Consider the following 13,922-nt stretch of genomic DNA (forward strand, 5'->3'; position numbering starts at 1 on the left):
ACAGTCAACACTCCGGGCCGCCGCGCCCGACGGGCGCCGGGCCGTGACCTTGGCGGCTTCGCGCCGGCCGCGGCGGACCCGCGGCCCGCTAGCGGCCGGTGAACACGGCGACCGTCCGGCCGGGGACGCCGAACGTGCCCGACCCCGCCTCGTAGGAGGCCGACTTGACCGTGGCGTCGCCGCCCCGCGCCTGCGCCGGGTGCAGCGCGTATGCGTGGCCCGCGAGGTCCGCGACGCGCTGCGTCTGCCGGTCCGGCGTCGCGTTGAACACGACGACCAGGGAGCCGAGCCGCATGGTGATCACACCCGGCGTCTCGTCCTTCCCGGAGAGCGGGAAGGAGAGCGCCGACTGCACCTGGGCCGCGGTGCTCAGCCGGAAGGCCGGGTCGGTCGAACGGATCTTCAGGAGGTCACGGTAGGCCGCCGAGGCGCCGGTGATCTCCGCACAGCCCGGGGCGAGCGGGCCGGCTGCCAACAGGGGCTTGGCGTACGGCCACTTGGACTGGTTGTCGGCCGCAGGCGGCAGCCCGCGCCCGAAACCGTTGCCGTCCCGGCAGTCCCAGTGGATCGCGTTGAACCAGTCGCCGCTGTCGAAGGAGTTGCGGTCCAGCGACTTGGAGCGCAGCAGGTCCGTACCGGCCTGGGAGAGCGCCGGGCCCTGCGACAGCGTGGCCGTCGCCAGCGCGAGCACCTGCATCCTCGCCCGATCGGCGGCCGGCGTGGAGCGCGGCAGCTTGAAGGCGAGCGCGTCGTAGAGCGACTCGTTGTCGTGCGCGTCGGTGTACGCGAGCGCGTCACCGGGAGCCCGCGCGTACCCGGCCGGGGCGCCGTTGTAGTCGACGTCGGCACCCGTGACCGTACGGCCGGAGGTGTCGGTGAAGGTGTACGCGGCGAGGTTGCCGGAGAGGCCGACCTTGATCAGGTCCTGGTAGTGCAGCAGCCGGGCCCGCTGCTGGGCCGGGGTGCCGTTGGCGGCCGAGGAGTTGGGGTCGGTGTACAGGCCCGAGGCGAAGCCCTGGACGCCCGGGTCCTCGTCGAAGGGCCCGCCGCCGCGCACCGCGTCGCGCGCCCGGTCCGAGAAGGTCGCGACGCCGGTGCCCGCCATGTTCTTCTGGGTCGCCTGGACGAACCGGGCGTCGTCGGCGACCTCGCCGAAGTTCCAGCCCTCCCCGTACAGGACGATCTTCTTCCCGTCGACGCCGTCCCTGGCGGGCGTCAGCGCGTCGAGCGCCTTGCGGACCGCGAGGATGTTGGCCTTGGGGTGGTGGCCCATGAGGTCGAAGCGGAAGCCGTCGACCTTGTACTGCCGGGCCCAGGTGACCACCGAGTCCACCACGAGCTTGCCCATCATGGCGTTCTCGGGCGCGGTGTTGGCGCAGCAGGTGGAGGTGGCCACCGTGCCGTCGTCGAGGAGGCGCTGGTAGTAGCCGGGCACGATGCGGTCGAGGACCGACGTGCCGGCCTGGCCGCTCGCCACGGTGTGGTTGTAGACCACGTCCATCACCGTGCGCAGCCCCGCGCCGTTGAGGCCCTGGACCATCTGCCGGAACTCGACCGTGCGCCGGGTCCCCTCCGGGTCACTGGCGTAGGAGCCCTCGGGCACGGTGTAGTGCAGCGGGTCGTACCCCCAGTTGTAGGCGTCCTTGGCGGCGGTCTTCGCCACGCACGCCTGCTGCTCGGACGAGTCGGGCGCGTACACCTTGAGGTCGCAGCCGGGGACGGCCCGGTCGGACTTCCTCTCGGGGATGGTGCCGATGTCGAAGGCGGGGAGGAGGTGGACGTAGGAGGTCCCGGAGCGGGCGAGTTCCCTCAGGTGCCGCATGCCGTCCGAGCCGGTGTCCGTGAACGCCAGGTACTGGCCGGGGTGGTGGGAGGTGGGGTCGGCGACCGAGAAGTCGCGGACGTGCAGCTCCTGGATCTGTGCGGCGCGCAGCGGTACGGCGGCGGGCTTGCGCAGCGACGACCAGCCCCTGGGCGCGAGCTTCGGGTCGGCGAGGTCGACGACGAGGCTGCGGGCCGAGTCGGTGGTCAGGGCGGTGGAGTACGGGTCGGTGACCAGGTTGGTGACGACCTTCTGGACGCTGGGCGCCCACACCGTCACGGCGTACCGGTACGGCTTGCCCGACCAGCCGCGGGGGCCCGTCACCGACCAGACGCCGGTGGCGTCGTCGCGGCGCATGGCGACGGTGCGGCCGTCGAGTTCGAGGGCGACCCGCCGGGCGGTGGGCGCCCAGAGCGACAGAGTGGGGCGACCGCCGGAGAAGACCGGGCCGAGCGCCGCCCGGCCGGCGCGGGCGCCGTACAGGTCGTCGAGGACGCCCTGGGTCTGGACGCCGGTGGCGGCGAGCAGGGCGCCGTTGGCGAGCCGCTGGGTGGCGACGACCTGTCCGGTGAGGGCCCGGCCGATCCGGTCGCGGTCGCGCGGATCGACGGTGAACGCCCCGTACCGCGCGAGGTGCGGGAAGCGGGCCTTCTGCGCGTCGGTGAGACCGCCGGGCACGGGAGTGAGCCGCAGCCAGTGGCCCTCGCCGGTGAGGACGCCGTCCTTGACGGCGAGGCCGCCTTCCGGCGCGTACACCAACTGCCGGCTCGCGGCCGTACCGCCCGTCTCCCAGGCGACGGTGTACCGGTCGATCCACTGCGCCCGCGACTTCGTCAGGTCGAGGTCGGCGGCGGAGCCCGACCCCATGGGCAGCAGGTACTTCTCGACCCCGCCCAGGAGCCACACCTCGTGGCCGTACGCGGTGAGGTCCAGCGAGCGGTCGGAGCCGAACTCCTTGGCATCTCCCTTGTGGAGGATGTAGCTCAGACTGGACGCGCCCTCCTTCAGCGGCACCTCGAAGACCGCGCCGAAGGCGTCGGTGCGCACCGGCGGAAGCGGCGTGGACCAGTCGGTCGGCGTCGCGGCGCCCGTCCAGGTGTGGATGCCCCAGCCGCTGTAGTCGCCGTCGGCGCGCTGGTAGTGGATGACGGCCCTGGTGGTGTCCTGGGGCGGATAGGTGCCGGGGGGCGGCGAGGTGAGGAGCGCGTCCTTGCCCTGCTCGACCCAGACCTCCCCGGTGCGGCCCACGTCGATGGTGCGGTCCGCGGTGACGTCCTTGGTGCCGTCCTTGTCGATGACGAGGAACCCGACGCTGGAGGCGCCCGCCTTCAGCTTGACGTACGCGAAGGCGCCGTACGCGTCGCGGCCGGTGAAGGCGTGGCCCGCGGGCCAGGTGGTGGACTCGCCGTCGGCGAGGTCGCCCCAGGCGTAGAGCCGCCAGTCGGTGTAGTCACCGGCGGGGCGCTTGTAGTGGACCACGGCGTAGTCGCGCCGGGAGGCGGTGGGCGCCGGTTCGGCGGCGGGGGTGCCGCTCGTGGTCCGGGCGGTCGCGCTCGCGGTGTGCCCGGCCGAGTCGACGACGACGGCCTTGTACCGCAGGGGCGTTCCGGTCGCGAGGGTGGCGGGCAGGTGCTGGACGACCTTGTACGGGGCGTGGTCGGCGGAGCCGAGGACCTGCCAGGGGCCGGTGCCGGTCTGGGCGGCGAACACCACCCGGTTCAGCTGACCGCCGTCGACGTCGGCCGTGATCTCGACGTCTCCGGTGGCGCCCGCGGCCGGGGCCGTCAGGGTGAGCGAGGGCCGGGCGGCAGGCGCGCCCAGCGGCTCGGCCGCCTTGTATACGAGAGCGGAGAGGGCGGGTACCCGGACCGTGACGCGGCGGTCGGCGCCGCTGGTGAGCGTGCCGGTCGCCCCGTAGATCCCGGTGAACGCGGTGTTCGCGGAGCCGGTCGCGAACTCGGCGGTCCGCTCCTCGGCCGCGTTGTTGACCGCGACGACGTACTCGGTACCGGTCCTGGCGTCGGTGCGGGAGAAGGCGTAGACGCCCTTGCCCCGCGCCGCGTACCGCTCGGTCTGCACACCGTCGGCGAGCGCCGGGTGCTGCTTGCGCAGCTTGGAGAGAGCGGCGATCGCCTTGTAGAGCGGGTGCTCCGGATCGAAAGCACTGCTCGCGTGCGTACGGGTGGTACCGATCTGGGGGTCGTCGAGATAGTCGGCGACCTTCGACGGGAACATCGTCTGCCGGGCGTCCTTGTCGCCGCCCGCGCCCGTGAAGCCCTGCTCGTCGCCGTAGTAGACGACGGGGTTGCCCCGGCTGAGGAACATCAGCTCATGGGCGAGCCGGTCGCGCCGCAGCAGTTCGGCGGCGTCGGCCTTCGGGTTGTCCTGGACCAGGAAGCTCCCGATCCGCCCCATGTCGTGGTTGCCGAGGAAGGTCACCTGCTCGTAGGCGTTGGCCTTGTCGGTGGTGTAGCGGTAGTCCTGGCCGAGGGCCGCGCCCAGGTCCGCCGCCGAGCCGCCCTGCGAGACGTAGCCGCGCATCGCCTGCTGGTAGGGGAAGTCCAGGGTCGCGTCCAGCCGGCCCCGTCGCACGTACGGGGAGGTCACCGACGGGTCGGCCGAGTACACCTCGCCGTAGATGAAGAAGTCGGGGCGCCCGCGCCTGGCCGCGTAGGCGTCGAGCGCGGTCGCCCACTGGGTCCAGAAGTCCAGGTCGACGTGTTTGACCGTGTCGACGCGGAAGCCGTCCACGTCGAAGTCCTCCACCCACTTCTCGTAGATCTTCTCCATGCCCCGCACGACCTCGGGCCGCTCGGTCCACAGGTCGTCGAGGCCGGAGAAGTCGCCGTACTCCGCGCTCTCCCCGGCGAAGGTGGAGTCGCCCCGGTTGTGGTAGAGCGAGGGGTCGTTGAGCCAGGCCGGGACCTTGGCGGCCTTCTCGGCGGCGGGCACGACCGGGGTGTACGGGAAGGAGCCGGGCCCGACCGCGGGGAAGCCCTTGCCCCCGGCCGCGTAGGCGCTGTCGTCGAACGGCACGCCGTCCTTCGTCAGATACGGGAACGCGCCCTTGGACAGGTACGCCGAGCTCTGCTCGCGGTGGCTTATGACGTCCGCGGTGTGGTTGGTGATGACGTCGAAGAAGACCTTCATGCCCTTGGCGTGGGCCTTGTCGATCAGCCGGGCCAGGTCGGCGTTGGTGCCGAAGTGCGGGTCGACCTGGGTGAAGTCGGTGATCCAGTAACCGTGGTACCCGGCGCTCTGGTCGGCGCCCGTGCCCTGGACCGGCTTGTTCTTGAAGATCGGCGCCAGCCAGATCGCGGTGCTGCCGAGCCCCTTGATGTAGTCCAGCTTCCCCGTCAGGCCCTTGAGGTCGCCGCCCTGGTAGAAGCCCTTGTCGGCCGGGTCGTAGCCGGTCACCGAGCGGCCGCCGGTCAGACCGCCCCGGTTGTTGCCGCTGTCGCCGTCCGCGAACCGGTCCGGCAGCACGAAGTAGGGCTGCTCCCGGGTAAGTTCGTGCCGGGCGGGCTCGGCGGCGAGCCGGGCGTCGGACGGTGGCGCCGGGGGTGCGGTGGGCGCCGGATGCGCCGCGGGCGCGGCCGACGCCAGCAGCGCGAGGGCCACGGCGGCGGTGACGGCGGTTCGGCGCGGAGAGCCGATCACGGACCTACTCCTTCTTCGGGAACTACGGGCTTCGGGGGACTACGGGTACGGGCGTGGGGCACGGAGGGAGCGTCGGACCGGCGGGCCGGTCGCGCCAGGGGGCGTTCAGGTCAGTTGCCGCCGCACGTACGGGCTCCGGCGTGAAGCGCGAGGGCGGTGTCGGCGCCCAGGGTCGCGGTGAACCGCCCCGCGCCGTCGACCGTGACCGCCCTGCCGCTCTGCACGTCGCAGTAGCCGCCCGCCGGCAGCGACGTCTGGAAGGTGCGGGTGAGCGGCGAGCCCTCGTGGTTGACGGCCACGAACGCCTTGGTGCCGCGTCCGAAGGCGATGGCGTTGCCGCCGTTGTCCCACCAGTCGGTGACCGGCGCCGTGCCGGCCGTGGCGCGGAACTTCACCATCGAGCGGATCTCCGGCCAGGCGTGCTGGCACTTCCATCCATCGCTGTAACAGGCGTTCACCCGGCCGCCGTTGGGCGGCCCCGCGTCCTTGTCGCTGAACACGTAGCCGGAGTGGACGTCCGGGGAGCCGTAGGGCCAGGCCAGCATGAAGACATGGGCCAGGGTGTAGCGGGCTCCGTCGTTGTAGGTGAGCGTCTGCCCGCCGCGCTCGGTGTCGTGGTTGTCGACGAAGACCGAGGCCTTGCCGCCGCTCAGATAGCCCCAGCCCTCGCCGAAGTTCTTCAGGTACGCGAGCTTCTCGTTGGTGAACACCCGCTTGAGGTCCCAGGCGTAGCGGAACTCCTGGACGTCGCCGGTGTTGAGGTACTCGGTGGGCTGTACGGCCTCGCCCGCGCCGTAGATCGTCTCCTGCTTCCAGTAGACGCCGGGGTTGCTCAGCCGGGACTTGATGGCGGCGAGGTCGTCCTCGGGGATGTGCTTGGCGGCGTCGACGCGGAAGCCGTCGACGCCGAGCGAGAGCAGGTCGTTGAGGTATCCGGCGATGGTCCGGCGGACGTACTCCTCGCCGGTGTCGAGGTCGGCCAGGCCGACGAGCTCGCAGTGCTGGACGTTCCAGCGGTCCTGGTAGCTGCCGATCTCGGCCTTGCAGTCGTCCAGGTCGGCGGCGGAGTAGGTGCCGGGGTAGTCGTACTTGCCGTAGGCGGAGCCCGCCGAACCGGTGCCGGAGCCGCTGGTCATGTGGTTGACCACCGCGTCGGCGACGACCTTGACGCCCGCCGCATGGCAGGTGTCCACCATGGAGCGGAAGGCGGCGCGGTCGCCGAGCCGGCTGCCGATCCGGTAGCTGACGGGCTGGTAGGCGGTCCACCAGGCATCGCCCTGTACGCGTTCCTGGGGCGGGGAGACCTGCACGTAGCCGTAGCCGTCGGGGCCGAGTTCGCCGGTACAGGCCCTGGCCACCGACGCGAAGTCCCACTCGAACATCACGGCGGTCACGTCCTTGGGCCCCGGCGCGGCGGCCCCCGCCTGCGGGGCGCCGAGGACGGCGCTGCTCGCGGCCCCGGCGACGAGCGCGAGGGCGGCGGCCAGGGTTCTGCGCGTACGGCGGGTGCGGGGGGTGCTGGTGTCCATGGGGGGACCTCCGTGGCGGGAAAGAGGGGACGCAGCGGCCTCGCGGAGCGGCGCGGCCTGCCGCTCCGAAGGGCTCTGAATGTTCTTGCTGAAACAACCGGAAAGCTATTGCGGTCGAGACCGTAGGCGGCCTGGACCAGCCGGTCAACCCTTTGGACACACCCGCGCCACACGGCGGAAATCTCCGCGTCTCCTCCCCGCATTTCCTCCGCAAGGCCTTTCGCAAGGGATTGCAGCGGTGTTACGTTCAACCACACCACGGCCCGGGTGTGGCGTGAACTCACCCCTGAGCGCCGAACCTCCGCGTCCGTGTCGCCGCGCCGCGAGTCCCATTCGAGCGACGTCGACCGGGCAACCGCGGCGCCCCGGCCATCGCATAGGCTCGGCCACGACATGAAGAGCAACCTCGCCCCGCTGGCACCCAAGGCCGACAAGGACACCGTGCGCCGGCACAACCTCAGCCTGGTGCTGCGGGCGGTCCACGACGAGGGCGAGACCACCCGGGCGGCCGTCGCTGCGCGCGTGGGACTGACCAGGGCTGCCGTGTCCTCGCTGGTGGAGCAGTTGCTGGAGGGCGGGTTCCTCACCGAGTCCGGCAAGACCTTCAGCGGGCAGGCGGGGCGGCCCGGCACCGTCCTCAAGCCGGCCAGGACCGGTGCCGCCGGGGTCGGTGTCGAGATCAACGTCGACTACGCGTCCGTGTGCGTGGTGGACCTGGCCGGAACCGACCGGGTCCGGCTCACCGAGCACCTGGACAACCGGGGCGCGCCGCCCGCCGAGGTGCTGGCCCGGGCGGCGCGGCTCACCGCGCAGGCACTGGACTCCGCCCGGCGGCAGGAGCTGCGGCCCGCCGGGGTGACGCTCGCCCTGCCGGGCCTGGTCGCCGGCGGCACCGTCCGCCAGGCGCCGAACCTGGGCTGGAACGGCGTACCGGCCGACGACCTGTTCGCGCGGGCCCTCGCCCAGTGCCCCGGCTCCCCGGCCCTCGCGGTGAGTTCGGAGAACGAGGCCAACCTCGCGGCGCTGGCCGAGCTGTGGTTCGGCGGACCGGACGAGGCCCGCACGTTCCTCTACCTCTCCGGTGAGATCGGCGTGGGCGGCGCCCTCGTCCTCGACGGTGAACTCCTGCGCGGCGCGCACGGTTTCGCCGGGGAGATCGGCCACGTCCCGGTGGACCCGTCCGGCCCCGAGTGCCGCTGCGGGGCCCGGGGCTGCCTGGAGCAGTACGCGGGCCAGGCGGCGCTGCTGCGCGGCGCGGGCATCGAGGAGGGCGCCGGGGCGGCGGGCGTGGCCGAGCTGGAGCACCGGGCCCGGGCGGGCGAGGAGCGGGCGCTGGCGGCGCTGGACACGGCCGGGCGGATGCTGGGCCGGGTGCTGGCGGGCGCGGTGAACCTGCTGGACCCGCAGAGCGTGGTCCTCGGCGGCGTCTACCGCACGCTGTCCCCGTGGCTCGCTCCCCCGGCCGGAGCCGAACTGGCCGCCCGGGTGGTCTCGGGCCTGTGGCCCCGCGACAGCGGCCGCCTACGGGCCTCGTCCCTGGCGGGCGACGCGGCCCGGGGCGCGGCGGCGCTGGTGGTGGAAGCGGTGCTGGACGACCCGGCGGGTTGGGCGACGGGCTGAACGGGCACGCCAAACGGCGCACCGGGCCGAGCGGGCGGCGGGCCGAGCGGGGCTTAGCAGAGCCGGGCCGAGCAGAACCCCGGACTGAGCGGACGGGCAGGCCGAAAGGCGCGCCGGGCTGAGCAGAGCCCGGCCAGGCAGGGCGGCGGGCCGAACAGACCTCCGAGCCGAACAGGGCCCCGGCCGTAGGGCCCGGGCCGAGCAGGACCCCGGGGCGCCCCGCCCCCGGCCGGGCCGTGGGTCCGCTCCTCAGCGCACCCCCATCAGATGCTCCAGCGCCAGCTGGTCCAGCTGCTCGAACGCCATCCCCCTCGCGCCCGCCGCCTCCGCGTCGAAGTCCTCGAAGGCCGCGCGGTCCCCGAGCAGTCCGGTCAGGCCGTCGTCCGCGGTCGGCCGGGCGAGGTCGTCGAGGCGGGACGCCCGCAGCGCCTCGCGTACCGCCGGGTCGGCGCGGAACGCCGCCGCGCGCTCGCGCAGGATCAGATAGGTGCGCATGTTCCCGGCGGCCGAGGCCCACACCCCGTCGGCGTCCTCCGTGCGCGGCGGCTTGAAGTCGAAGTGGCGCGGGCCCTCGTAGCCCGCCGACTCCAACAGGTCGACCAGCCAGAACGCGTCCCGCAGGTTCCCCGACCCGAACCGCAGGTCCTGGTCGTACTTGATGCCGGACTGGCCGTTGAGGTCGATGTGGAAGAGCTTCCCGGCCCACAGCGCCTGGGCGACGCCGTGGGTGAAGTTGAGCCCCGCCATCTGCTCGTGCCCCGTCTCCGGGTTGACGCCGACCAGCTCCGGGCGCTCCAGCCGCTCGATGAAGGCCAGCGCGTGCCCGACGGTGGGCAGCAGGATGTCCCCGCGCGGCTCGTTCGGCTTGGGCTCGACGGCGAACCGCAGGTCGTAGCCCTGGCTCACGACGTACTCGCCCAGCAGGTCGAAGGCCTCCTTCAGCCGGTCGAGCGCCACCCGGACGTCCTTGGCGGCGCCCGACTCCGCGCCCTCGCGCCCGCCCCACGCCACGTACACCCGGGCGCCGAGCTCCACGGCGAGGTCGATGTTGCGGATCGTCTTGCGCAGGGCGTACCGGCGGATGTCCCGGTCGTTGGCGGTGAAGGCGCCGTCCTTGAAGACGGGGTGGGTGAAGAGGTTGGTGGTGGCCATGGGGACCGCGAGGCCGGTGGCGTCCAGGGCCGCGCGGAAGCGCTTGACGTGGGCGTCGCGGTCGGCGTCGGACGCGCCGAACGGGATCAGGTCGTCGTCGTGGAAGGTCACCCCGTACGCCCCGAGCTCGGCGAGCCGGTGGACGGTCGCGACCGGGTCGAGGGCGGGCCGGGTCGCGTCGCCGAACGGGTCGCGCCCCTGCCAGCCCACGGTCCACAGACCGAAGGTGAACTTGTCCTCGGGGGTGGGTGTGAAGCGTTCCGTCATCGTCGTGTCCACCTCGGTGCGGGGCGCCCGGAGGGCCCCCATGCTATTTGTTTACTGACCTGACGAATATGACATGATCGCCGCGTCTTCCGTAACCCCGGCCCGTCACCTAATTTGTTTCGCACACGCGCAAATCAATCCGGCGCGTCCGTACGCGCGAGTTCCGCAGGAGAGGTGTGCCGTATGCCGCAGGCCCCGGTCGTCATCGGAGTGGACAGTTCCACCCAGTCCACCAAGGCCCTGCTCGCCGACGCCGAGACGGGGCGGACGCTCGCCGTGGGCCGCGCCCCGCACCGCGTCGACGGCTCCGGCGGGGCGCGCGAGAGCGACCCCGAGCAGTGGTGGCGGGCGCTGGGCGAGGCGGTCGCGGCCGGGCTGAACGGGGCGGGGGTGCCCGCCTCCGCCGTCACCGGCATCGCGGTCGCCGGGCAGCAGCACGGACTGGTCGTCCTGGACCGCGCCGGGCGGCCGCTGCGCCCGGCACTGCTCTGGAACGACACCCGCTCCGCCCCGCAGGCCGCCGCCCTCACCGAGGCGCTCGGCGGCCCGGACGCGTGGACCGCGCGCACCGGCTCGGTGCCCGTCGCCGCCGTGACCGCCGCCAAGTGGCGCTGGCTGTACGAGAACGAGCCCGCGCACGCCTCGGCCGCCGCCCGGGTCCGCCTCCCCCACGACTTCCTCACCGAGCGCCTCGCCGGAACCGCCGCGACCGACCCCGGGGACGCCTCCGGCACCGGCTGGTACGCGACGGCGACCGGCGCCTACGACCCCGTGCTGCTCGACCTCCTCGGCCTGGACGCCTCCCTGCTGCCCGAGGTCGCCGCCACCGGCGCCACCCGGGTGGGATCCCTGACCGCGCGGGCCGCCGAGGCGCTCGGGCTGCCCGCGGGGACAGCGGTCGCCGCCGGGACCGGGGACAACATGGCCGCAGCCGTGGGGCTGGGGCTGGGCGGCGCGGGCCTGCTCGACCACCCCGTCCTCAGCCTGGGGACCTCGGGCACGGTCTTCGCCGCCACCCGCACCCGGCCCGCCTCCCGCGAGCTGTCCGGGTTCGCCGCGACCGACGGCACCTTCCTGCCGCTCGCCTGCACCCTCAACTGCACGCTCGCCGTGGACCGGATCGCCACCCTGCTCGGCCTCGGCCGCGACGACGCGGAACCCGGCGGCGAGGCGGTCCTCCTGCCCTATCTCGACGGCGAGCGCACCCCCGACCTGCCGACCGCGGCGGGGCTGCTCACGGGGCTGCGCCACACCACGACGGGCCCCCAACTGCTGGGCGCGGCCTACGAAGGCGCGGTCTTCACCGCCCTGCGCGCCCTGGACGACCTGCTGCGCGCGTGCGGACTCGACCCGGCGGACCCGGGCACCGCCGGCCGGCCGCTGCGGCTGATCGGCGGGGGCGCCCGGGGCCGTACCTGGGTCGAGACCGTACGAAGGCTGTCGGGCCGGCCGCTCCTGGTGCCCCGGGCGACGGAACTGGTCGCGCTGGGCGCCGCGGCCCTCGCCGCGGCGGCGGTCACCGGCGCGGACCCGGTGGCGACCGCGGCCTCCTGGGGTACCGGCGAGGGGGCCGCGCTGGAGCCGGTCGCCCGTGACACGGCCACCTGGGAGCGCGTCGGCGCCGTCCTCGACCGGGCGGCGCCGGTGCTCGGCTGACGGTCGGCCTCAGCGGGGCCGGGCGCTCACCGGCTCTCGCGCAGCAGCGCGGCGAGGGCGCCGTCCATGTCGAGGTCCTGGTTCTCGGCCTCGGCGGAGACCTCCGCGTAGGTGAGGAGGAGGAAGCGGCGCAGCGCCGCCGTGCCGAATTCGAGGAGCGCCAGACCGTCCGGGGAGCGCAGCTCCACCAGCGTCCGGGCCGGATCGAGCGGCCGTACGCGCACATCGCCGGCGCCGGCCGGGGCGCGCAGTCCCCGGTCGATGAGGTTGCGGGCGAAGACCCAGGTCACGCCGGTGTCGTCCAGGGAGACCTGGGCGGGGAACAGCATCCGGACGGCCAGCGGGTCGGCGCCGTCGTAGGTGAGGGTGACGGGGACGGGGACGCCGTGGGGTGCGTCGGTGACGAGGCGGGCCAGGACGGACTGTTCGACGGTGGTGGACATCGACTCGCTCCTTGCTGCCACTCCCGATCTGTGACCCGCATCACATCATCTCATTAGTCGCACATTCAACACCTTGCCTGGGATTTCGTGCGAAAACCCCGAAAGGCCTCGCGGAACGGGGGCCTGGCACCACCCCCGTGCGGGGCCCAGCCCTCCTGACCGCCGCCCCCTGCCCGGTGGACGATCGGGGTCCACGGATCGTACGGACAGGACAGCGGGGGCTCGGAGATGAACGACCGGACACGGCGGAACGTACTGCGCGGCGCGGCGGGCATGGCGGCCGGAGGAGTGCTCGCGGCACACGGCGGGACGGCCGCGTCCGCCGCCCCGCGGGGAACGCGGGGCATGCGGCGGGCGGCGGCGCCCCCGGACGCGGCCGCGGGCCAGCCGTTCCTGCACGGGGCCTTCGCGCCCGTCACCGAGGAGCTCACCGCCTTCGACCTGCCCGTCACCGGCCGCATCCCCCGTTCGCTGAACGGGCGTTATCTGCGCACCGGTCCCAACGTCCTCGGCCTGGAGGACCCGCGCGCCCACCACTGGATGCTCGGGGACGGCATGGTCCACGGGGTGCGGCTGCGCGACGGGCGGGCGGAGTGGTACCGCAACCGCTGGGTGCGCTCGGCCGCCGTCAGCCGCAAGCTCGGCGAGCCGTACCCCGGACCCGTCCCCGAGGACGACTTCGCCTGCAACACGCACGTCATCCCCTACAAGGGCCGCATCCTCGCCCTCCAGGAGAGCGGGCCGCTGCCGTACGAACTGGACGGCGAACTCAACACCCTGCGCACCTACGACTTCCGCTCCTCGCTGAGCGGCGCGTTCACCGCGCACACCAAGTACGACGTCCAGGCCGACGAGCTGCACGCCATCGCCTACTACCCGACCTGGGACCACGTCCGCCACCTGGTCGTCGACCGGACCGGGCGGGTGGCCCGCACGACCCGGATCCCCGTGGCGGACAGCCCGATGATGCACGACTTCGCGCTCACCGAGCGGCATGTGGTCCTCTTCGACATCCCCGTCACCTTCGACGCGGCGGCGGCCGGGGCGGGCGTGCCCGTTCCGTACGGATGGAACGACCGGCACCCGGCGCGGGTGGGCGTGATACCGCGCGCCGGAGGGAGCGTGCGCTGGTTCGAGATCGACCCCGTCTTCGTCTCGCACACGCTCAACGCCTACGACGAAGGGGCCTCGGTGGTCGTCGAACTCACCACCTTCCCGGCGCCCTTCCAGGTCGCGGGGCGCGGCAGCGACGGCCCCACCGCCCTGGGGACGGCCTCGCTCGACCGCTGGACCATCGACCTGGCGCACGGCCGGGTGCGCACCCGGCGGCTCGACGACCGGCCACAGGAGTTCCCCCGGGTCAACGAGTCACTGGTCTCCCGGCGCCACCGGTACGGGTACACCGCCGCCTGCGCCGAGATGTCCACCGCGTATCTGACCGCCGACGGCGTGCCGCCGGACGGCTCCTTCGGCAACGCCCTGATCAAGCACGACTTCCTGCGCGGAACCTCCCAGTCGCACCGGCTGCCCCGGGGCGCGGCGGTGGGCGAGGCGGTGTTCGTGCCCGCGCACGGACCGGACCCGGCCCCGGGGGCGGCGGAGGACGACGGCTACGTGCTGGCGTACGTCCACGACCCGCGGCGGGGCGCCGCCGATCTGCTGATCCTGGCGGCGCAGGACTTCACCGGGCGTCCGCTGGCCCGCGTCCATCTGCCCGGACGGGTTCCGCTAGGGTTCCACGGCAGTTGGGTCGCGGACGCCTGAGCCGGCGGG

At 73.5% G+C, this 13,922-nt stretch carries 6 protein-coding genes and 1 pseudogene; 3 read left to right on the forward strand and 4 right to left on the reverse strand.

What is annotated here, in order from left to right:
- Positions 1-88 precede the first annotated feature (88 nt).
- Together pulA and AC069K_RS06680 are read right to left on the reverse strand one after the other, a co-directional pair.
- Entirely contained in the window at positions 89-5,479 is a 5,391-nt protein-coding gene (gene pulA / locus AC069K_RS06675) for a pullulanase-type alpha-1,6-glucosidase (protein WP_478613315.1), read from the reverse strand.
- A 119-nt stretch (positions 5,480-5,598) separates the two neighbouring features.
- Positions 5,599-7,011, reverse strand: a pseudogene (locus tag AC069K_RS06680) (alpha-amylase); the annotation flags it as partial.
- Between the two features lie 393 nt (positions 7,012-7,404).
- Here AC069K_RS06680 and AC069K_RS06685 point away from each other — a divergent pair.
- Positions 7,405-8,631, forward strand: coding sequence for an ROK family protein (locus AC069K_RS06685; RefSeq protein ID WP_478612754.1), 1,227 nt, complete (start codon positions 7,405-7,407; stop codon positions 8,629-8,631).
- A 249-nt stretch (positions 8,632-8,880) separates the two neighbouring features.
- Here the strand turns inward: AC069K_RS06685 and xylA are convergent, their stop codons facing one another.
- Positions 8,881-10,050 carry a xylose isomerase gene (xylA, locus tag AC069K_RS06690; protein ID WP_365101563.1) on the reverse strand — a complete coding sequence of 390 codons (1,170 nt, stop codon included), beginning with the start codon at positions 10,048-10,050 and terminating at the stop codon, positions 8,881-8,883.
- A 183-nt stretch (positions 10,051-10,233) separates the two neighbouring features.
- Between xylA and xylB the strand changes: the two genes are divergently transcribed.
- Positions 10,234-11,706, forward strand: a complete 1,473-nt coding sequence (gene xylB / locus AC069K_RS06695; RefSeq protein WP_478612757.1) for a xylulokinase — start codon at positions 10,234-10,236, stop codon at positions 11,704-11,706.
- A gap of 26 nt (positions 11,707-11,732) precedes the next feature.
- Here the strand turns inward: xylB and AC069K_RS06700 are convergent, their stop codons facing one another.
- Complete coding sequence (locus tag AC069K_RS06700; RefSeq protein WP_478612760.1) at positions 11,733-12,149, reverse strand: SsgA family sporulation/cell division regulator; 417 nt, start codon at positions 12,147-12,149, stop codon at positions 11,733-11,735.
- Between the two features lie 228 nt (positions 12,150-12,377).
- On the opposite strand from AC069K_RS06700, the gene AC069K_RS06705 reads away from it, so the two are divergent.
- Positions 12,378-13,913: a carotenoid oxygenase family protein gene (locus tag AC069K_RS06705; protein ID WP_478612763.1), complete on the forward strand. Its 1,536-nt coding sequence runs from the start codon at positions 12,378-12,380 to the stop codon at positions 13,911-13,913.
- The last annotated feature ends 9 nt before the right edge of the window (positions 13,914-13,922 follow it).

Source organism: Streptomyces sp. NPDC043908, assembly GCF_056435525.1.

What these genes read in the sequence shown, in the direction of transcription:
- AC069K_RS06685 (WP_478612754.1), top strand. Translation starts at nt 7,405, where the DNA reads ATGAAGAGCAACCTCGCCCCGCTGGCACCCAAGGCCGACAAGGACACC.
- xylA (WP_365101563.1), bottom strand. Translation starts at nt 10,050, where the DNA reads ATGACGGAACGCTTCACACCCACCCCCGAGGACAAGTTCACCTTCGGT.
- xylB (WP_478612757.1), top strand. Translation starts at nt 10,234, where the DNA reads ATGCCGCAGGCCCCGGTCGTCATCGGAGTGGACAGTTCCACCCAGTCC.
- AC069K_RS06700 (WP_478612760.1), bottom strand. Translation starts at nt 12,149, where the DNA reads ATGTCCACCACCGTCGAACAGTCCGTCCTGGCCCGCCTCGTCACCGAC.
- AC069K_RS06705 (WP_478612763.1), top strand. Translation starts at nt 12,378, where the DNA reads ATGAACGACCGGACACGGCGGAACGTACTGCGCGGCGCGGCGGGCATG.